We start from the raw sequence: 19,613 nt of genomic DNA on the forward strand, positions 1-19,613 counted from the left end.
CTTCGGGCGGTGCTAGGCACCTCCCTCGCCCTCTGTCCCCGTCCCCGCCTTTCCACCCCCGGCCTGGGCCGACGCGCCTGCGGGGTGGTCCGGCCAGGGGTGACATACCCGTGCGGGGGACGTGTCGTACGCCACATCACCCCGACGGGTCAGCCCGCCCGGGTCAGGGTGATTCGTCCCCCTCGTCCTCATCGTCCTCCTCGCCCGCCAGTACCGGCGAGCCGTGGTGGGACCAGACCTTCCACTCGCCGCCGGCCGTGCGCCGGAAGACGTTGGTGGCCACGACCAGCTGGCCGACCAGCGGGCCGAGCTCGCCCTCGTTCTCGGCGGGGGCGCCGCTGAGGATGTTCTCCGTGCAGGTCACCAGGGCGGTGTCGCCGGTGACGGCGACCTCCACGTCCGTCAGGAAGAACTGGATGTAGTCCGTGCTCGCCATGATCAGGGCGTACGAGCGCAGGACCTCGCTGCGGCCGCGCAGCACCGGCCACCCGGGGTGCACGCACGAGACCTCGACGCCGGGCTCGTTCAGCCACAGCTGCTCCATGGCCGCGGTGTCGCCGCGCTCGACCGCCTCGTACAGCGCGGTATTGGCCAGCTCGACCCGCTCACTCTCGGTACGGGCGGTGCTCACACCGCCTCCTCGGCGGCCGTGGCACCGGTGACGGCGGCGACCACGCGCACGGCGTCGGCGCTGGCCCGCACCTCGTGCACCCGGACCGCCCAGGCGCCGTCGCGGGCGGCGAGGGCCGAGACGGCGGCGGTGGCACCGTCCCGCTCGCGGGCCGGCGGCGGTTCGCCCCCGGGGCCGGCCAGCACCCGGCCGAGGAAGCGCTTGCGGGAGGCCGCGACCAGCACCGGCAGGTCGTCGAGCTCCTGGCGGAACCTGCGCAGCCCGGCGACCAGGGCCAGGTCGTGCTCGGCGTTCTTGGCGAAGCCCAGGCCCGGGTCGACCACGATGCGCTCGGGCTCGACGCCTCCGGCGACGACGGCGTCCAGCCGCTGCCGCAGCTCGCCGATCACCTCGCCGGCGACGTCCGGGCCGTAGACGGCCCGGCTGTTCATGTCGGCGCTGAAGCCGCGCCAGTGCATGACCACGAACGGCACCCGGGCGTCGGCGACCACCGGCACCATGGCCGGGTCCGCCAGGCCCCCGCTGACGTCGTTGACGAGCACCGCGCCGGCCTCGACGGCGGCCTCGGCGACGGCGGCGCGCATGGTGTCCACGGAGACGACGATGCCCTCGCCCGCCAGCTCGCGGACGACCGGGACCACCCGGCGCAGCTCCTCGTCCTCGTCGATCCGCGTCGCACCGGGCCGGGTGGACTCGCCGCCCACGTCGACGAGGTCGGCGCCGGCCGCGGCGAGCTCCAGGCCCCGCTTGACCGCCAGGGCGGTGTCGAACCAGTGGCCGCCGTCCGAGAACGAATCGGGCGTGACGTTCACCACGCCCATCACGGCACAGCGGTCCCACGCGGGCAGTCCGACCGGCCCCACACGGCCGCGCAACGTACTCATACCAACCAGCCTAGGGCGTGGGGGCGCCCCGTTCACCGCCCGCCCGGGGGCACGGGAGAAGCGCGAGCACGGGAAAAGCGAGGGGCCCCCGCCCGGACGGTGTCCGGTGCGGGGGCCCGCGGGGCCGGCTGCGGTCAGGCCGCGCGCGTGACCTCGCTCTGCTCGACGGCTTCCTCGTCGTCCACGATCACCGAGGGGTCGGCCGGGCGGCGGCGCAGCAGGCGCGGCAGCTCCAGGAAGCCCTCGGCCTGCATCATCGCGAAGCCGATGCGCGGCAGGTCGCGGCTGTTGGGGAAGACCACGAAGCGGGGCTCCCAGATCGGGCGGAACTTCTCGTTGAACTTGTACAGCGACTCGATCTGGAACCAGCGCGACAGGAAGATCAGCACCGCGCGCTGGATGCGGACGACCGGGCCCGCGCCCAGCTTGCCGCCGCGCTCCAGGGCGGAGCGGAAGAAGGCGAAGTTCAGCGACATGCGCTTGATGCCCAGCTCGGGCGCTGCCTGCAGGAAGGCGACGATCAGCAGCTCGTTCATGCCGGGGTCGGCGCTGCGGTCGCGGCGCATGAGCTCCAGGGAGCTGCCGTCCGGGCCCCAGGGGACGTAGTGCTGCATGGCCCGCAGGTCGCCGAAGGGCAGGTCCTCGCCCTCCTCCGGGTCCTTGTGGGCGGTGGCGATGATCGCGTCCAGGTCCTTGGGGTCGCCGATGCGGCCCAGGGCCATGGAGAAGCCGCGCTCGTCCTCGGTGTCGCGCCAGGCGTTGGCGGCCTTCTGGACGGCCGCCAGCTCCTCGGGGTTCAGGTCGCCCACGCGGCGCACCTTGGTGGTGTAGCCGTTGCGCTCGATGCGCTTGACCATCTGGCGGACGTTGCGCATGGAGCGGCCGCTCAGGCTGAAGTCGGCGACCTCGACGATGGCCTCGTCGCCCATCTCCAGGGCGTCCAGGCCGGTCTCGCGGGTCCACACCTCGCCACCGGTCTGGCTGCAGCCGGCGACGGCGGGGGTCCAGGAGTGGCGCTTGGCCAGCTCCATGAACTTCTCGATCGCGCCGGGCCACGCCTCGACGTCACCGATCGGGTCACCGCTGGCGAGCATCACGCCGGAGACGACGCGGTAGGAGACGGCGGCCTTGCCGGACGGCGAGAAGACCACGCTCTTGTCGCGGCGCAGCGCGAAGTGGCCGAGGGAGTCGCGGGCGCCGTGCTTGGCCAGCAGCTCGCGCAGCCGGTCCTCGTCCTGCTCGGTCAGCAGCGGGGCCGGGTACTCGGGGCGGAAGAGCAGGTACGCGGTGGAGAGCACGGTCAGCAGGCCGAGGGCGCCCAGCGAGTAGCCGACGACGTAGTCGGTGCCGCCGGTGTAGCGCACGGAGCCCTCGAAGCCGAACAGACCCCACACGACGTGCTCGATCTGCTCCAGCACCGGCGGGTCGCCGACCATCTGGTTGGCGTGCGAGCCGACGATCACCCAGCCGAGGGCGAAGCTGACGCCACCCATGACGATCAGGTTGGCGAGCGCCTTCCAGCGGCTGCGCGAGTCCGGCAGCGCGTTGAACGCCTTCTTGTGCCGCAGCAGGTAGACGAAGAGCAGCAGCGAGAGGATCGTGCCGATCCTGGAGTGGCGGTAGATCAGCTGGGCCGCGGCGCCGATGGGCAGCAGGACCACGGCGGCCATCCAGGCCCGCTTCTTGGCCCGCTTCAGGCCGTGGGCCAGCATCAGCAGCAGGATGCCGACGATGATCGAACCGGCGGCGGCCAGCTGCGTCACCGTGCCCGGCAGCACCTCGGCGAGGGCGTGCACCTTGCTCCAGCGCCACCGGGGGATGACTCCGGCCGCGACATCGGCGAGGCCGATGAGCGCCGCGATCGTGCCCACGACGGTGGGGACGTTCTCGGGCTTCGGGCCTTTGACGATTCGCGCAAGCCCCGTGAGCCACTTCGAACGCGAAGCAACCTCGTCGGACTTATTGCCATCTTCCCTGACAGACATCTCTTCCCGTCGTCCTGTCGACTGGAGCTGCGCCGTTCGGCAGCAGCACCCGTGCAATGTGCGCCCTGTAGGACGACGGTTTCGGGGTTGAGGTTCCGCGGGGGGCCGAGCCCGGAAAGAAGTAACCATTCCGCGACTCGGCGCCGGGTCGCTCGGCAGAAAGCACCTCATGGGTCTCACCAGCATGGCAGTACTGCTGCTTGCCATCGCGGCTGCGGTAGTGCTCTTCGCGTTGACCATTTGGCTCTGGCCCCGGCTGGGCAGGAAGAGCGTGGGCGCCGTGGCCGCCCGCGTGGGCATGATGCTGGCCACGCAGCTCTCCCTGTTCGCCGCGATCGGACTGTGGGCGAACCAGTCCTTCGGCTTCTACGGCTCCTGGGCCGACCTCTTCGGCCAGGTCAAGGACGAGGGCGTGGTCGTCGACCACAGCATGGGCGCCAAGCGCGTCCAGGTGGTCGGCGCCCAGGCGGTCAAGGTCCCGCGGGGCAACGTGCCGCGTGTCGGCGGCAAGATCGAGAAGATCAACATCGTCGGCATGGAGTCCAGGATCAGCAGCCCGGCGTACGTCTACCTGCCGCCGGAGTACTTCCAGCCGCGGTACGCGAACAAGACCTTTCCGGCATCGGTCGCCCTGACCGGCTACCCGGGCACCGCCGAGGCGCTCATCAAGGGCCTGGACTACCCGGTGCGCGCGCACAAGCTCGCCAAAGAGAAGAAGATGCAGCCCACCATCCTCGTGATGATGCGGCCCACCGTCGCCCCGCCGCGCGACACCGAGTGCATGGACATACCCGGCGGCCCGCAGACCGAGACCTTCTTCGCCAAGGACCTGCGCAAGGCCATCTCCGAGCAGTACCGCGTCGGCACCAAGGCCGCGAACTGGGGCATGATCGGCGACTCCACCGGCGGCTACTGCGCGCTGAAGATCGCCATGCGCCACCCGGACTCCTACAGCGCCGCCGCCTCCCTCTCCGGCTACTTCAAGGCCCCGCAGGACCCGACCACCGGTTCCCTCTTCGGCGGCAGCAAGCAGGTGGAGAACGAGAACGACCTGCTGTGGCGGCTGAAGAACAAGCCGCTCCCGCCGGTCTCGCTGCTGGTGACCAGCAGCAAGAAGGGCGAGCACAACTACAAGGACACCCTGAAGTTCATCGACATGGCCTCGAAGTCCCCGACCCGGGTCTCGTCGATCATCCTCGACAGCGGTGGCCACAACTTCAACACGTGGCGGCGTGAGCTGAACCCCACCCTGAAGTGGATGGGCAGCCGGCTTTCCGCGTAGCGGATTCCACGAAAGGGCCCGCCGAATGGCGGGCCCTTTCTCATGCCTCGATTCAGCGCGCCGCCATGATCAGGCTCATCGCCTCCGCGCGGGTCGCGGGGTCGCGGAGCTGGCCGCGGACGGCGGAGGTGAGGGTCTTGGCGCCGGGCTTGCGGATGCCGCGCATCGACATGCACATGTGCTCGCACTCGATAACCACGACCACGCCGCGCGGCTCCAGGATCTCCATCAGGGAGTCGGCGATCTGCGTGGTCAGCCGCTCCTGCACCTGCGGCCGGCGGGCGTAGACGTCCACCAGGCGGGCCAGCTTCGACAGGCCGGTGATCTTGCCGGTCGTGGACGGGATGTAGCCCACATGGGCGACGCCGTGGAAGGGCACCAGGTGGTGCTCGCAGGTGCTGTAGACCTCGATGTCGCGGACGAGCACCATCTCGTCGTGGCCCAGGTCGAAGGTCGTGGTGAGCACGTCCTCCGGCTTCTGCCAGAGGCCGGCGAATATCTCCCGGTACGCCCGTGCCACTCGAGCCGGGGTTTCTCGGAGGCCCTCGCGGTCGGGGTCCTCACCCACCGCGAGCAGCAGTTCGCGGACCGCGTTCTCGGCCCGCTTCTCGTCGAATTCTCCGATGGTGCCCTCGGCGTCCAGCGTCACCGGGTCGGTCATGGGCTTGCCTCGTTCTCTCGTCCGTCGCGCCGTCGTGCGGGCCCAGCAAGGGGCGGCGCCGACGCCGAAATGCGCGATGCCGCGCCCCCAGGCTAAAACCTGGGTGACGCGGCATCCATTCCGGGCCTTGTTACGGGGCCGGTCAGCTCTCCGGGGTGGCGGGGCTGTCCTTCGACAGCTCCACGGTGTCCACCGAGGCGGCGCCGTTGTTGCTGGGGGCGAGCTCCTTGGGGGAGAGCACCGGCGGGCGCGTGGAGGGCGTACGCCGCGAGGAGCCGGTCCAGGCCGGGCGCGGCGGGCGCTTGACCACGTGCTTGAAGATCTCGGCGATCTCCTCCTTGTTGAGCGTCTCCTTCTCCAGGAGCGCCAGCACGAGGTTGTCGAGGATGTCGCGGTTCTCGACGAGGATCTCCCACGCCTCGTTGTGGGCGTTCTCGATCAGCTTCTTGACCTCTTCGTCCACCAGGGCGGCGACTTCTTCGGAGTAGTCGCGCTGGTGGGCCATCTCGCGGCCCAGGAAGGGCTCGGAGTTGTCGGAGCCGAACTTGATCGCACCGAGGCGCTCGGTCATGCCGTACTGGGTGACCATCGCGCGGGCCGTGGCGGTGGCCTTCTCGATGTCGTTCGCGGCGCCCGTGGTGGGGTCGTGGAAGACGAGCTCCTCGGCCGCGCGGCCGCCCAGCATGTAGGCCAGCTGGTCGAGCATCTCGTTGCGCGTGGTCGAGTACTTGTCCTCGTCGGGCAGGACCATGGTGTAGCCCAGGGCCCGGCCGCGGGACAGGATCGTGATCTTGTGGACCGGGTCGGAGTTCGGGGAGGCCGCCGCGACCAGGGCGTGACCGCCCTCGTGGTACGCGGTGATCTTCTTCTCCTTGTCGCTCATGATCCGGGTCCGCTTCTGCGGGCCGGCCACGACGCGGTCGATCGCCTCGTCCAGCATGTGGTTGTCGATCAGCTTGCGGTCGCTGCGGGCCGTCAGCAGGGCGGCCTCGTTCAGCACGTTGGACAGATCGGCACCGGTGAAGCCGGGCGTACGGCGGGCGACGGCCGCGAGGTCGACGTCCGGGGCGACCGGCTTGCCCTTCTGGTGGACCTTGAGGATCTCCAGACGGCCCTGCATGTCCGGGCGGTCGACGGCGATCTGCCGGTCGAAGCGGCCGGGGCGCAGCAGCGCGGGGTCGAGGATGTCGGGCCGGTTGGTGGCCGCGATCAGGATGACGCCGCCCTTGACGTCGAAGCCGTCCATCTCGACGAGCAGCTGGTTCAGCGTCTGCTCGCGCTCGTCGTGGCCGCCGCCGAGGCCCGCGCCGCGGTGCCGGCCGACGGCGTCGATCTCGTCGACGAAGACGATGGCCGGGGCGTTGGCCTTGGCCTGCTCGAACAGGTCGCGGACGCGGGAGGCGCCCACACCGACGAACATCTCGACGAAGTCGGATCCGGAGATCGAGTAGAACGGCACGCCCGCCTCGCCGGCGACGGCGCGCGCGAGCAGCGTCTTGCCCGTACCGGGCGGGCCGTACAGCAGCACACCCTTGGGGATCTTGGCGCCCACGGCCTGGAACTTCGCGGGCTCCTGCAGGAACTCCTTGATCTCGTGGAGCTCCTCGACGGCCTCGTCGGCACCGGCCACGTCGGCGAAGGTGGTCTTCGGGGTGTCCTTGGTGATCAGCTTGGCCTTGGACTTCCCGAAGTTCATCACCCGGGAGCCGCCGCCCTGCATCTGGTTCATCAGGAACAGGAAGACCACGACGATCAGAACGAAGGGCAGCAGCGAGAGCAGGACGCCGATGAAGGGGTTCTGCTTGGAGGTCGAGACGTTGTAACCCTCGGGCAGCGTGCTCGAGTCGTCGTCGTCGGCCTTGGCCTGCAGATCCTTGGAGATCTCCACGCCCTGGTCGCCGATGTAGTTGGCCTGGACCTTGCTCGAGCCCTTGATCTTGACGCCGCTCTTGAGCTCGACCTTGATCTTGTTCTCGTCGCCGGTCGTCAGCTCGGCCGACTTCACCTGGTTCTTGTCGATCGCGTGTACGACCTGGCTGGTGTCCACCGACTTGTAGCCGCCGGACGAGCCGACGACCTGCATCAACACGACCACGGCGAGGACGGCCAGCACGATCCACATGACCGGCCCACGGAAGTAGCGCTTCACGTCCATCCATACGGGGCGCGAGCGCCCCGTCCCTCCTGCCACAGTGAGGCACGGTCACCCCGGAACGAGGTGCTGTGCGTGCGGTGTCCTGCTCGACCTTGAAAGCTTGAAAAAAGACTGACCTTCGGACGGTACCCCAGCATTGTCACCCGATGACGCCGCGGACGGTCAACAAACCCGCCTTCCCCTGCTCCAACGGCGGGAAACCGTGAAGGGTTCCCGCGCGCCGGAACACACGACCACCACCGGGCCCCACCAGGGCCCGCGGACCGCTCTAGCCGCCGTAGACGTGCGGCGCGAGCGTGCCCACGAAGGGCAGGTTGCGGTATTTCTCCGCGAAGTCGAGACCATAACCGACGACGAACTCGTTCGGGATGTCGAAGCCGACCCACTTCACGTCGATCGCGACCTTCGCCGCCTCCGGCTTGCGCAGCAGCGTCACGACATTGAGCGACTCCGGCTCGCGCGAGCCGAGGTTCGACAGCAGCCACGACAGGGTCAGGCCGGAGTCGATGATGTCCTCGACGATCAGGACGTGCTTGCCCTTGATGTCGGTGTCGAGGTCCTTGAGGATGCGCACCACGCCCGAGGACTGGGTGCCCGCGCCGTAGGAGGACACGGCCATCCAGTCCATGGTGACGGGGTTCGACAGCGCCCGCGCCAGGTCCGCCATGACCATCACGGCGCCCTTGAGGACGCCGACGAGGAGCAGGTCCTTGCCCGCGTACTCCTCGTCGATGAGCGCGGCCAGCTCGGCCAGCTTCGCGTCGATCTCTTCCTTGGTGATGAGCACCGACTTCAGATCGGTGCCCATGTCCTTCACGTCCACCCGCGCCACTCTCGCTCGTACGACTCGTCCGGCCCGGCGGCGCGTCGATCGCCCCGCTCGCGTCAGCCCTGCCGGAGCACCAGTCTGCCACCCTGCCTGCGAACGGCCACGCGCCCGGGCAGGTTGATCGCCCCCTGACCGCGCCAACCGGTGATCAGCCGGTCGACTTCCTCCAGGTGACGGGCGAAGAGCGAACCCGCCGGCGAGCCCGCGGCGATGGCCGCGCGGCGCAGCACGCGGCGGCGCACGGCGACGGGCAGGGCGTAGAGCTTGGCGACCTCCAGGTCGCCCGCGGCGTCCCGGACGGAGGGCTCGACCGCGGCGGCCCAGGAGTCCAGGGCGTCGGCGTCGTCCCGGGAGAGCTGGGCGGTACGGGCGAGGGCCTCCACGACGCCCTTGCCGAGCGCCTTCTCCAGGACGGGCAGGGCCTCGTGCCGCACCCGGGAGCGGGTGTAGGCGGGGTCGGCGTTGTGGGGGTCGTCCCAGACGGGGAGCGCCTGGACCATGCACGCCTTGCGCGCGGTCTGCCGGTCCAGGCCGAGGAACGGCCTGCGGTAGCGGCCGCCGTGGCCGGAGGTGATGGCCATCCCCGACAGCGAACGGATGCCGGAGCCGCGGGCCAGGCCCAGCAGAACCGTCTCGGCCTGGTCGTCGCGGGTGTGACCGAGGAGGACCGCGGTGGCACCGTGCCGCTCGGCGACGGCGTCCAGCGCGGCGTAGCGGGCGTCACGGGCGGCGGCCTCCGGACCGCCGTCCCGGCCCACGTCGACCTGCACGGCCTCCACCGGGTCGAGGCCGAGGGCCCGCAGGCGGCTGGCGACCTCGGCGGCACGCAGGTCGGAACCCGGCTGCAGACCGTGGTCCACGGTCACCCCGCCGGCCCGCAGGCCCAGCCGGGGAGCCTCGAAGGCGAGCGCGGAGGCGAGCGCCATGGAGTCGGCGCCGCCGGAGCACGCGACCAGGACGAGCGGGGGGCGGCCGTCCTGTGCGAGGGGCTTCGGGGAGGAGTCGGGGGGCATGGTCAGGACGTCGTGGAGGACGCGGCGAACCGCCAGGCGTATCGCCGCGACCGCGGGGTGTGGACCCATGTCCGTGTGTCCAATCGTTCCATTCGGAGGGGGTGCCCGAGGAAGTATCGCGAGACTTCCGCTGCCTTCCGTCACGCTGTGTACGTCGATGGTGACAGAGACGAGCCTTTACCCGAGCATCGCACGCCCACCCTTGCCTTACGGTCCCTCGGACGGGTGATTACGGGAGCGTTCTTCCGGTACGCCCCGCGACCACGGGGCGTGACCGGCTCACCCGGCCGTCGTGCCGTGCACCCGTGCGACCCAGTCCGCCGGTTTGGCGATCTCGGCCTTCGTCGGCAGTGTGTTCGGCGACGTCCAGACCCTGTTGAACCCGTCCATGCCGACCTCGTCCACCACGGCCCGTACGAACCGCTCCCCATCACGGTACTGCCGCAGTTTGGCGTCCAGACCCAGCAACTTGCGCAGCGCCGCGTCCAGCCGGCCGGCACCACTGGCCCGCCGCTTCTGGAACTTCTCCCGGATCTCCGCGACCGACGGCACCACCTGCGGGCCCACGCCGTCCATCACATAGTCCGCGTGCCCCTCCAGCAGCGACATCACCGCCGTCAGCCGGGCCAGCACCTCCCGCTGCGCCGGGGTCTGCACCAGCTCCACGATGCTGCGCCCCTCCCCCTCTGGCGGCCGGCCCCCCGCCAGCGACTGCGCCGCCTCCCGCACCCGCTCCAGCAGCGTCGCCGGATCGACGTCCGTCTCGCTCAGGAACGTCCGGATCTCGCCCTCGATGTGGTCCCGCAGCCACGGCACCGCCGCGAACTGCGTCCGGTGCGTCTCCTCGTGCAGGCACACCCACAGGCGGAAGTCGTGCGGATCCACCTCCAGCTCGCGCTCGACCTGGACGATGTTCGGCGCGACGAGCAGCAGACGGCCCCCGCCGCCCGGCAGATCCTCGCTGCCGGGCGCGAACGTCTCGTACTGGCCCAGCACGCGCGAGGCCAGGAACGACAGCAGCATCCCCAGCTCCACGCCCGTCACCTTGCCGCCGACGGCCCCCAGGACCGCCCCGCCGGGCAGATTGCTGCGCCGGTCGGACATCTTGTCCAGCAGCGGCGTCAGCAGCGCGCGGAAACCGGCGACGTTGGCGCGGATCCAGCCGGGACGGTCCACGACGAGGACGGGGACGGGGGTGTCGGACGCCGCCACCATGCGGGTGAACCCGCGGACGTGCTCCTCCGCCGCGGTCGCATGCCGCCGGAGCTCGGCGACGATGTCGCGGGCCTCGTCACGGGTGACGTCCGGCCCGGGGCGGACGAGACGGGCCGCGGTTGCGGCTGCGAGCTTCCAGTCGACCATTTCCGGTGCGTTGCCGTTGCCGCTTGTCATGCCTTTCACGGTACGTGCGCCGCACGGTGGTTGGGGCGGTGGTCTTTCCCCAATCCCGCCCCTCCCCACTCCCCGGGGCTCCGCCCCGGACCCCGGACCGGTGCACGGGTGCCCCGTCAGGGGCGCGGGGCGGTGTCGATCTGCGGCTGCCGCCGCGTGGGCGCGATCGGCCCGCGACGGCCCGCAGCCGACGCACCACCCCGAGGCCGACTGCGGGCACGTCGTGGCTTGTCGCGCAGTTCCCCGCGCCCCTGACGGGGCGCGCCCCCGGGCCGGTGCACCTGCCGGTTGGTGGGCAATCGTGCCGCTGGGGGCACCTCCCAGCGGTAGCTGGGGGAGGCACGGGTGGGCACAAACCGGCCCACCGGCGTGCACCGGCCCGGGGGGCCGGGGCGGAGCCCCGGTTTCGGGAAGGGGCGGGGTGGGGGAAAGGCCCCGCAGGGTCAGTCCGTCGTCGACGCCAGCGTTGTCGCCAGGCGGTCGAGTGCCTTCTGGGCCGCGTCCGCGTCCGTCGTGCCCGATGCCAGGAACGCGAAGGCGAGCAGGCGGCCCGACGGCGTCACCACCGTGCCGGCCAGCGTGTTCACGCCGGTGAGCGTGCCCGTCTTGGCCCGTACGAGGCCGCGTCCCTGCGTTCCCGCCACGTACCGCTCCCGCAGGGTCCCCGTGAAGCCCGCCACCGGCAGGCCCGTGAGGACCGGCCGCAGGCCGGGGCGGCCGGGGCCGGCGGCGGTCACGAGCAGGCGTGCCAGGAAGTCCGCGGTCGCGCGGTCCGCACGGTCGAGGCCGCTGCCGTCCGCGATGCGGACGCCGTCCATCGGCAGGCCCAGCTTCGTCAGCTGCGCCGTCACGGCCCGCGCCGCACCCGCGAAGCCGGCCTCCTCGCCGCCCGCGATCGCCGTCTGCCGGGCGAGGGCCTCGGCGATGTCGTTGTCGCTGTTGGTGAGGGCCCGTTCCACCAGGGCCGCCAGCGGCGCGGAGGAGACGGAGGCCAGGCGCGGCGCGCCCGCCTGCGCCCGGCCTTCCGCGACGTCGCCGTCGATCTCGATGCCCCGCTCCCGCAGCATCGCCGCGAAGGTGCGGGCCGCATCCCCCGCCGGGTCCGCCGTGCGCTCCGCCGGGCCGCGGTCGGAGTCGTCGAGGCGGCCCTCGTCGACCATGAGGGCGCTGACCGGGGCGATGTTCTCGTTCGGCCCGATGACGTGCAGCGGGGGCCCCGCGTACCGCGAGGCGTCGTACCCCAGCCGGACCCGCTCGGTGCCGCGCGCCTTGAGCGACCCTGCCGTCGCGTCCGCGAGCTCGGCGAGGCTGGCGCCGGCGGAGCCGCCGTCGCGTTCCGGGCGGGCGGTCAGGGTGGGGTCCCCGCCACCGACGAGCACGATGCCGCCGTCCGGGCCGCCGCCCACCACCGTGGTCGCGATGCGGTGCTCCGGGCCGAGCGCGGCCAGCGCGGCGGCGGCCGTGGCGAGCTTGATCGTGGAGGCGGGGGTGTACGCGTCGCGCTCCCCGGAGCCGTACAGCTTCTCGCCCGTCAACGCGTCGACCACCGCCGCCGCCCGCCCGGCGGAACCGAGTGCCGGATCCTGCAGGAGCGGTTCCAGGGCCGCCGCGAGCCCCGCCGGTTCGCCGCGACCTGCGCGCAGGGCACCCAGTACCGGCGGTACGGGCGCCGCCTGCGGCCCGGCGTGACGCGCGCCACCCCCGACACCCGCCCGGACGTGCTCCGCACGCGCCCGTTCGGCCGTACGCTGACCTCCGTCCCAGGGCCCGGCCACGGCCGCCGCACCGGTCCCGAGCGCCAGGCCGGCCACGGCCGAGGCGGCGACGAACCGCACGGTCCGGCGCCGCGTCACAGGGGCGTCACGCCATGCCCCACGCCACCGCCCGACCTGCCAGCGCCCGGCCTCCGGCACCACGGACCAGCCCCTTTCGCCACCACACACCTGCGTGGGGGACACTTAATCACCAGACGTATGTGTTGATCATGAAGGAGCCACCCGTGGAGTTCGACGTCACCATCGAGATCCCGAAGGGTTCGCGGAACAAGTACGAGGTGGACCACGAGACCGGTCGCATCCGTCTGGACCGCCGCCTGTTCACCTCCACCAGCTACCCGGCCGACTACGGCTTCGTCGAGAACACCCTCGGCGAGGACGGCGACCCGCTGGACGCCATGGTCATCCTGGACGAGCCCACCTTCCCGGGCTGCCTCATCAAGTGCCGCGCCATCGGCATGTTCCGCATGACGGACGAGGCCGGCGGCGACGACAAGCTGCTGTGCGTGCCGGCGAACGACCCGCGCATGGAGCACCTGCGCGACATCCACCACGTGTCGGAGTTCGACCGCCTGGAGATCCAGCACTTCTTCGAGGTCTACAAGGACCTGGAGCCCGGCAAGTCCGTCGAGGGTGCGGACTGGGTCGGTCGCGCGGAGGCCGAGGCGGAGATCGAGGCGTCCTACAAGCGCCTTGAGGCGGCGGGCGGCGCCCACCACTGACCCCTACGGGGTCGTTTTGCGGGTAGGGGTGCCCTCGTGGGCCCCCTGCCCCGCACGCCGTGACGAGCGCCCCGTAGGGGCGCGGGGCGTACCTCTGCGGGGCGCAGCCCCTAGAAGCCGCGGGTGCGCTTCGCGGCGCGGCGGTGGGCCGCCTCGCCCGGGACCTTCAGGAAGAGGCGCGCCATCTCGCTTCCGAGGTTCACCCCGATCGCAATGGCCAGCGCCAGCGCCGCCGCCTTCGTCAGGCTCGCGATCCCCGTGTTGAGCTCGTTCTTCGCGAAGTTCAGCAGCGCGAAGTACATCGCGCTACCCGGCAGCAGCGGTCCGATCGCCGCCGTCACGTACGGCAGTGCGGACGTGTACCAGTACCGCGACATCAGCTGCCCGAAGAGGCCCACCAGTCCCGCCGCGATGGCGGTGGCCGGCACCGGGTCGAGTCCGGCCGTGTCGGCGAGCGCGCCGTAGACGATCCAGGCCACGGCCCCGTTCAGGGTGGCCGCGAGCACCGTGTTGCGTTCCTGTTGCAGCAGGACCGCGAAGGCCGCGACCAGCAGCATCGCCGCCACGATCTGGATGACGGGACGTTCCTGTCGTTGCAGGACCGCTTCCGGGTTGAGCGTGCCGCCGCCGATGTGTACGCCGCCGTACAGCACGACGAGGACGCCGCAGACGATGCCGACGACCAGGTAGACGACTTCGAGCAGGCGCGCGGCGGCGGTGATGTAGAAGCCGGTCAGGCCGTCCTGCACGCCCGCGACCAGTGCGCGTCCGGGCAGCAGCGCGAACAGCCCACCGGTGATCACCGCGGACGCCTGGACGTGGACGTACTGCTGGCCGGCGCTCAGTGCCACGCCCATCGCCGCCGGCGGCATGGCCGCCGCCACGAACTGGTAGAACTCCGGCAGCCCGCGCCCGGACGCCAGCCACGCCAGCCGGTCGCCGAGCATCGCTCCGGCGGCCGCCGCGAGGAACACCACGATCCCGCCCCCGACGAGCAGGGACGCCCCGCCCGCCAGCAGGCCGGCCGCGGCCGTCAGGGCCCAGCTGGGGTACGGGTGGCGGTTGCGCCGTATCTCGGCGAGCCGCCGGTACGCCTCCTCCAGGGTCAGGCCCTGGGTGGTGATGTCGTGGACGAGCCGGAAGACCGCCGACAGCCGCGTGTAGTCCGTGCCGCGCCGCCGTACCGTACGGCTGGCGGTGACCGGGTCCTCGACCAGCGACGGCTGGTAGCTGACGGACAGCAGCGTGAACGTCACCGTCGGCTCGCACCGCGCCAGCCCGTACGCGTGGGCGACGCCGAACATCGCCGCCTCGACGTCCTCGGCCCCCTCGCCGCCGGCGAGCAGCAGTTCGCCGATGCGCAGCGTCAGGTCGAGGATGCGGGGCACCGGCAGGGCCGGTTCCTCCTCCTGCTTCTCCATCCGCTCGGGCACCGGGCGCTCGGCGAGCGGCATGCGCAGCATGGTGCGCATGCGGTCCTGCCAGGGGGTTTCCTTGGTCAGGCTGATCAGGGGCATGCCGTACGGCGGGGTGAAGGCGGGGTGGACGGGCGGTCCCTGCACGCCGGCCGGTACGCCGCGCCCGCCAGGCGGGGCGAAGGCGGAACGTTCCTCCGGCTCGGTCTCGGGCTCCGCCACCCCGTTCGGAAGGGCGAACTCCGACGTCGGATGCTCGTCCTCCGGCGGTGGGGGCAGCGGCACGCCCAAGGGCGGGGTGAAGGCGCTGCGCGCCTCGTCGGACTGCGGCTTGCGGTCTTCCGGTTCGGAAGCGTCGCCGCCGCGCTGCCGATCAGCCACCACGTGCTCCACGTGCTCCTCGTCAGGCACTCCTGTTACCGCCAGCATGCATGGAGGCCGGAACGGCTGCGCACCGGGGGCCCATAAACGGAATGAGGGGCCCCGCGGGGGCCCCTCATTCGTCGCAAACCACCGATATCAGTAGCGGGCGTGCCGCCCGTGCCCGTCGTGGGGCCAGTCGTCGTCGGGGTCGCGCCGCTGGGGCTGCTGCGGGTACTGCTGCTGGGGGTACTGCGGCTGCTGCGGCTGCGGATACTGCGCCTGCGGCTGCGGCTGCTGGTACTGCTGCTGCGGGTACTGCTGGTGGTCCTGGTAACCCTGCTGGTCACCATTCTGGTAGCCGCCGTACGCAGCGTCCCCGTACGCACCGTTCCCGTACGCAGCGTCCCCGTACGCACCGCCCTGGTAGTCGCCGCCCTGCTGGTAGCCGCCACCCTGCTGCTGGTAGCCACCGCCGTGCTGCGCGTACCCGCCCGGCTGCTGGTACCCGTAACCGGGCTGCTGCTGGTAGCCACCCTGGTACTGGTAGTCGTACCCGCCCGGGGCCTCCATCCCGGGAGCGGGCGCCGGCACCGCGGCCGCGGCCGCCGGGGCCGGCACCGGCGCGTACGACGCAGGCGCCGGCACCCGCACGGGCTCCGGCTCCGGCTCCAGCTCCGGTTCCTCGGCCGCCGCCTTCTTCGCCTTGCTCCGCGCCCGCAGGAACTCGATCGCGATCGGCACCACCGACACCAGCACGATCGCGACGAGCATCGCCTCGATGTTCTTGTGGACGAATTCCACATTGCCCAGCGCCGCCCCCAGCAGCGTCACGCCGGCACCCCACAGCGCGCCGCCGATCATGTTGAAGATCAGGAAGGAGCGGTAGTTCATCCGGCTCACGCCGGCGATGATCGGCGTGAAGGTGCGCACGATGGGCACGAAGCGCGCCAGGACCAGCGACTTCGGTCCGTACTTCTCGAAGAATTCGTGCGCCTTCTCGACGTTCTCCTGCTTGAACAGCTTCGAGTCGGGCCGCCGGAACAGCGCCGGGCCCACCTTCCGCCCGAACAGGTAGCCCGCCTGATCGCCCAGCACCGCCGCCAGCCAGACCATGACGCACACGGCCCACAGGGGGTAGTGCAGCTTGCCCGTCGTGACCAGGAGCCCCGTCGTGAACAGCAGCGAGTCGCCGGGCAGGAAGAAGCCGATGAGCAGGCCGGACTCGGCGAAGACGATGGCCAGGACACCGAAGATGCCGAATTGGCCGATCAGGTAATCCGAGTCCAGCCACTGCGGGCCGAGCGCGAGGGTGATCGGGGTCACGGGGTGAGCTCCTGGGTGGAGGAGAAGAGAGGAGGCGGAGGCGAGAGGCGAAAGTACGAAAGTACGGCCGTGCGGCTCAAAGGTACCAACGCGAACCGCCGCCCCCCGGGTTCCACCGTACGGCGCAACCCCGCCGCTCCGGCGTGCGTCACGGACAGCAGACGGCAAAACTGCACATACAGACGGAAGAGGTGGCTCACATGGGCATCGACGAGTACGGCGGCGGTCAGGCGGAGAACCCCGATGTCCTCGTGGTCACGACCAACGACATCCCCGGCTACCGCGTCGACAAGGTCATCGGCGAGGTCTTCGGTCTGACCGTCCGCTCCCGTCACATCGGCAGCCAGATCGGCGCCGGTCTGAAGTCGCTGATCGGCGGCGAGCTGCGGGGCCTGACCAAGACCCTCGTCGAGACCCGCAACCAGGCCATGGAGCGCCTCGTCGAGCAGGCCCGCGCGCGGGGGGCCAACGCCGTGCTCATGTTCCGCTTCGACGTCACCGAGGCGGCGGACGTCGGCACGGAGGTCTGCGCCTACGGCACGGCGGTCGTGGTCTCCCCGCACGCATGACGCCAGGCGCCCCGCAGGGGCGCGCCCCTTACAGGGCGCGCCCCCCTTACAGAGCGCTGTGGCGGGACGCGTTCGCGGTGATCGCGTCCTTGAGGTAGGCCGCCATGCCCGGGCGGATCGCCTCGTACGTGGCGGTGAACCGCTCGTCCGCCACGTACATCTCCCCCAGGCACGTGTGCATCTCGTACGAGCAGTCGTAGTAGAACTGCGCGATCTGCTGCCGGTGCTCCTCGGCGAGGTCCATCGCCGCCTCCGAGTCGGCGGCCGCGCCGGAAGCCATCAGGTCGGCGATCCGCCGGTTGAGGTCGTCGGCCGCGGCCTGGATGCGCAGCCAGTCCTCCTTCGTGTACTTCGCCGTACGCTCCTGCGACTGCCGGTACGCGTCGGTGTCGCCCCAGCGCTCCTGGACCTCGTCCTTGTACTGCTCCGGGTCGAAGTCCCCGAAGACCTCGAACTTCTCCTCCGGCGTGAGGTTGATCCCCATCTTTCGTGCCTCCATGGCGTGCTCCACGGCGGCGGCCATCTGCTGCAACCGGTCGATCCGTCCCTGCAGCAGCTCGTGCTGCCGGCGCAGGTGCGCCATCGGATCGGCATCCGGGTCGTCCAGCAGTGCCGCCACCTCGTCGAGCGAGAACCCGAGCTCCCGGTAGAACAGGATCTGCTGCAGCCGGTCGAGATCGGCGTCCTCGTACCGCCGGTGCCCGGCAAGGCTCCGGCCGGAGGGCACGAGCAGCCCGATCTCGTCGTAGTGGTGCAGCGTCCGCACGGTGACACCGGCGAAGTCGGCAACCTGTCCCACGGAATAACTCATGTCCGCGCTCCTTCTTTCTCTGGCGCGCTCCACGATGCGTCCTCACGTGACGTGAGGTGCAAGTCCGCTGGATGCGGGGGCGATTTCGGTACCGCATCACCCGGTCGGGTGGCGGTAACGTCGTTTTCGAGGCGTCACGCCCTTGTCCGACACCACGATCCCGCCATGGGAGCAGCGATGGCCGCAGAAGCCGCACACCACTCGCCGTGGGAGAAGGCGACCCCTGAGAACTGGATGTACCCGCCGGCAAACGGCTGGGCGTACGACCAGGTGAAGGAGCTGGTCCTGCCGTTCGACTGGGAACTCGTGGATGGGAACATCGTGGTACGAGGCGCAACCGTGTGGTGGCATGACGAAGTGCGGGACTCGCTCTTCCTCCGCCTGAGGATGGCCCAGCGTGCGCCGTGCCACGTCAACGCCGAGCGCTGGGTGATGATCGACGAGCAGAATGCGCCACGCCCGGATGTCGTGGTCTTCGACAAGAGCGGCCTGGACCTCCAGACCCTGGAGTGCGTGCCTGTCGAACGGGTCTCACTCATTGTGGAAGTCGTCTCCCGCGGGTCCCGCAAGGAAGATCGCTTCATGAAGCCGGGCATGTTCGCCGAATCCGGGGTCGACGCCTACTGGCGCGTCGAGCGCGGCGAGGACGGCGCTCCGGAGGTGCACGAATACCGGCTCGATCGCGAAACAGGCCGGTACACGCCGGAGCCCCTCCACCATGTCGGCACCCTCAAGACCGACTTTCCCTTCCCCATCGAGATCGACCTGCGCGACGTGAGCGACGGGGTGTGAGCCCGGCTCACGCCCCCCGCGGGTAGAACTGGCGGGCCCAGCGCCGCAGCTCCCCCACCGGCCCGTCGTCGGGCGTGAGGCACGGCTCCGCCAGGTACCGCTTGCGGTGCCAGATCTCGACGTCCCGCCGTACGTCCTTCGCCAGCCACGCCACCCCGCACCGCGTCACCAGCCACGCCGCGGCCGCCGCCGGCGGCTCCCACGGCAGGGTCACCGCACTGCACACGAACACCCGCAACTGCGTCCGCCACGCCCCCACCGGCGTCGGGTTCACCCACATCCGCATCGACAGGCCCAGCGGTGCGATCTCCACCTCCGCCAGCACCAGCCCCAGCCCGAACTGCCGCACCGTGTACTCCACCGGTACCCGCCCCACCACCGGCAGGTTCCGCAGCGCCCGCAGCCGTACGCTGCGCACCGGGCCCTCCGTCCGCGCCGACACCAGCACCTGCGTCTCCGCGAACCCGTGCACCGGCCCCATGTGGCCGTAGTCGGAGATGTTCTCCGCCACCTCCTGCGGATGCGTGTCCGCCAGGAGCAGCCGCTGCCCCGGCACGCTGTAGCAGCCCGGTTCCGGCAGCTCCGGCGGGTGCCAGTCCGGCTCCGCACCCCGCTCGTCGTACCAGACGTACACCATGCCGTTCGCCTCGCGCACCGGCAGCATCGACAGCCGCGCCGCGTCCGGCGGCTCCCCGCCGCCCGGCCTGCGCCGGCACGTGCCGTCCAGCCCGTACGCGAACCCGTGGAACGGGCAGACCAGGTACTCCCCGTCCACCCTCCCCCCGAACCCCAGGTGCGCCCCCAGGTGCGGGCAGTACGGGCGCGTCGCCCGCACCCGCCCGCCCCGCGTCCGGTACAGCACCACGTCCTCGCCGGCCAGCCGCCGCGTCGCCACCGTCCCCGCCTTCAGCTCCTTGCTCGACGCCAGGCAGAACCAGCCGCGCGGGTACGGCAGCGGCGCGGGGCGATTGGGGTTCGCGGACGGGATGACCTCCACGGCCAAATACTGCC

At 71.1% G+C, this 19,613-nt stretch carries 17 protein-coding genes; 4 read left to right on the forward strand and 13 right to left on the reverse strand.

The window, feature by feature from the left end:
- Window positions 1-163 precede the first annotated feature (163 nt).
- The 3 genes from AC27L3_RS24295 to AC27L3_RS24305 form a co-directional block, all read right to left on the reverse strand.
- Complete coding sequence (locus AC27L3_RS24295; RefSeq protein WP_487236177.1) at window positions 164-631, reverse strand: nuclear transport factor 2 family protein; 468 nt, start codon at window positions 629-631, stop codon at window positions 164-166.
- Complete coding sequence (gene folP, locus AC27L3_RS24300; protein ID WP_487236178.1) at window positions 628-1,515, reverse strand: dihydropteroate synthase; 888 nt, start codon at window positions 1,513-1,515, stop codon at window positions 628-630. Before folP ends, AC27L3_RS24295 begins: the two co-directional genes overlap by 4 nt.
- A 134-nt stretch (window positions 1,516-1,649) precedes the next feature.
- Window positions 1,650-3,500 carry a phosphatidylglycerol lysyltransferase domain-containing protein gene (locus tag AC27L3_RS24305; protein WP_487236179.1) on the reverse strand — a complete coding sequence of 617 codons (1,851 nt, stop codon included), beginning with the start codon at window positions 3,498-3,500 and terminating at the stop codon, window positions 1,650-1,652.
- Window positions 3,501-3,669: 169 nt separating this feature from the next.
- On the opposite strand from AC27L3_RS24305, the gene AC27L3_RS24310 reads away from it, so the two are divergent.
- Complete coding sequence (locus tag AC27L3_RS24310) at window positions 3,670-4,782, forward strand: alpha/beta hydrolase (protein ID WP_487236180.1); 1,113 nt, start codon at window positions 3,670-3,672, stop codon at window positions 4,780-4,782.
- Between the two features lie 52 nt (window positions 4,783-4,834).
- Here the strand turns inward: AC27L3_RS24310 and folE are convergent, their stop codons facing one another.
- The 6 genes from folE to dacB all read right to left on the reverse strand — a co-directional run bounded on the left by folE (window position 4,835) and on the right by dacB (window position 12,685).
- The gene (gene folE / locus AC27L3_RS24315) at window positions 4,835-5,443 is read right to left on the reverse strand and encodes a GTP cyclohydrolase I FolE (protein WP_487236181.1); all 609 of its coding nucleotides are present in this window, start codon (window positions 5,441-5,443) and stop codon (window positions 4,835-4,837) included.
- A 142-nt stretch (window positions 5,444-5,585) separates the two neighbouring features.
- The gene (gene ftsH, locus AC27L3_RS24320; RefSeq protein WP_487236218.1) at window positions 5,586-7,598 is read right to left on the reverse strand and encodes an ATP-dependent zinc metalloprotease FtsH; all 2,013 of its coding nucleotides are present in this window, start codon (window positions 7,596-7,598) and stop codon (window positions 5,586-5,588) included.
- A 268-nt stretch (window positions 7,599-7,866) separates the two neighbouring features.
- A complete protein-coding gene (gene hpt / locus AC27L3_RS24325) occupies window positions 7,867-8,406 on the reverse strand; it encodes a hypoxanthine phosphoribosyltransferase (RefSeq protein WP_344439083.1) in 540 nt (179 codons plus the stop codon).
- Between the two features lie 77 nt (window positions 8,407-8,483).
- Window positions 8,484-9,509, reverse strand: coding sequence for a tRNA lysidine(34) synthetase TilS (tilS, locus tag AC27L3_RS24330; protein ID WP_487236182.1), 1,026 nt, complete (start codon window positions 9,507-9,509; stop codon window positions 8,484-8,486).
- A gap of 210 nt (window positions 9,510-9,719) precedes the next feature.
- On the reverse strand, window positions 9,720-10,832 hold the full coding sequence (locus tag AC27L3_RS24335; RefSeq protein ID WP_487236183.1) for a zinc-dependent metalloprotease: 1,113 nt from the start codon (window positions 10,830-10,832) through the stop codon (window positions 9,720-9,722).
- Between the two features lie 443 nt (window positions 10,833-11,275).
- On the reverse strand, window positions 11,276-12,685 hold the full coding sequence (gene dacB, locus AC27L3_RS24340) for a D-alanyl-D-alanine carboxypeptidase/D-alanyl-D-alanine endopeptidase (RefSeq protein WP_487236184.1): 1,410 nt from the start codon (window positions 12,683-12,685) through the stop codon (window positions 11,276-11,278).
- 146 nt (window positions 12,686-12,831) lie between these two features.
- Here dacB and AC27L3_RS24345 point away from each other — a divergent pair, with 146 nt between their 5' ends.
- Window positions 12,832-13,329 carry an inorganic diphosphatase gene (locus AC27L3_RS24345; RefSeq protein ID WP_344439087.1) on the forward strand — a complete coding sequence of 166 codons (498 nt, stop codon included), beginning with the start codon at window positions 12,832-12,834 and terminating at the stop codon, window positions 13,327-13,329.
- A 110-nt stretch (window positions 13,330-13,439) separates the two neighbouring features.
- On the opposite strand, the gene AC27L3_RS24350 is transcribed toward AC27L3_RS24345, so the two are convergent.
- Both AC27L3_RS24350 and AC27L3_RS24355 read right to left on the reverse strand, forming a co-directional pair.
- Window positions 13,440-15,128, reverse strand: coding sequence for a threonine/serine exporter family protein (locus AC27L3_RS24350; protein ID WP_487236219.1), 1,689 nt, complete (start codon window positions 15,126-15,128; stop codon window positions 13,440-13,442).
- Between the two features lie 135 nt (window positions 15,129-15,263).
- On the reverse strand, window positions 15,264-16,430 hold the full coding sequence (locus AC27L3_RS24355; protein ID WP_487236185.1) for a DedA family protein: 1,167 nt from the start codon (window positions 16,428-16,430) through the stop codon (window positions 15,264-15,266).
- Between the two features lie 200 nt (window positions 16,431-16,630).
- Here AC27L3_RS24355 and AC27L3_RS24360 point away from each other — a divergent pair, with 200 nt between their 5' ends.
- Window positions 16,631-16,999 (forward strand): YbjQ family protein, encoded by a 369-nt coding sequence (locus tag AC27L3_RS24360; RefSeq protein WP_344438993.1) that lies wholly within the window; start codon window positions 16,631-16,633, stop codon window positions 16,997-16,999.
- A 46-nt stretch (window positions 17,000-17,045) separates the two neighbouring features.
- Here the strand turns inward: AC27L3_RS24360 and AC27L3_RS24365 are convergent, their stop codons facing one another.
- Window positions 17,046-17,810 carry a MerR family transcriptional regulator gene (locus AC27L3_RS24365; protein WP_487236186.1) on the reverse strand — a complete coding sequence of 255 codons (765 nt, stop codon included), beginning with the start codon at window positions 17,808-17,810 and terminating at the stop codon, window positions 17,046-17,048.
- A gap of 165 nt (window positions 17,811-17,975) precedes the next feature.
- Between AC27L3_RS24365 and AC27L3_RS24370 the strand changes: the two genes are divergently transcribed.
- On the forward strand, window positions 17,976-18,602 hold the full coding sequence (locus tag AC27L3_RS24370) for a Uma2 family endonuclease (RefSeq protein ID WP_487236187.1): 627 nt from the start codon (window positions 17,976-17,978) through the stop codon (window positions 18,600-18,602).
- 7 nt (window positions 18,603-18,609) lie between these two features.
- Here the strand turns inward: AC27L3_RS24370 and AC27L3_RS24375 are convergent, their stop codons facing one another.
- A complete protein-coding gene (locus AC27L3_RS24375; RefSeq protein ID WP_487236188.1) occupies window positions 18,610-19,599 on the reverse strand; it encodes an aromatic ring-hydroxylating oxygenase subunit alpha in 990 nt (329 codons plus the stop codon).
- Between the last annotated feature and the right edge of the window lie 14 nt (window positions 19,600-19,613).

This window comes from Streptomyces sp. PKA51 (assembly GCF_057552455.1).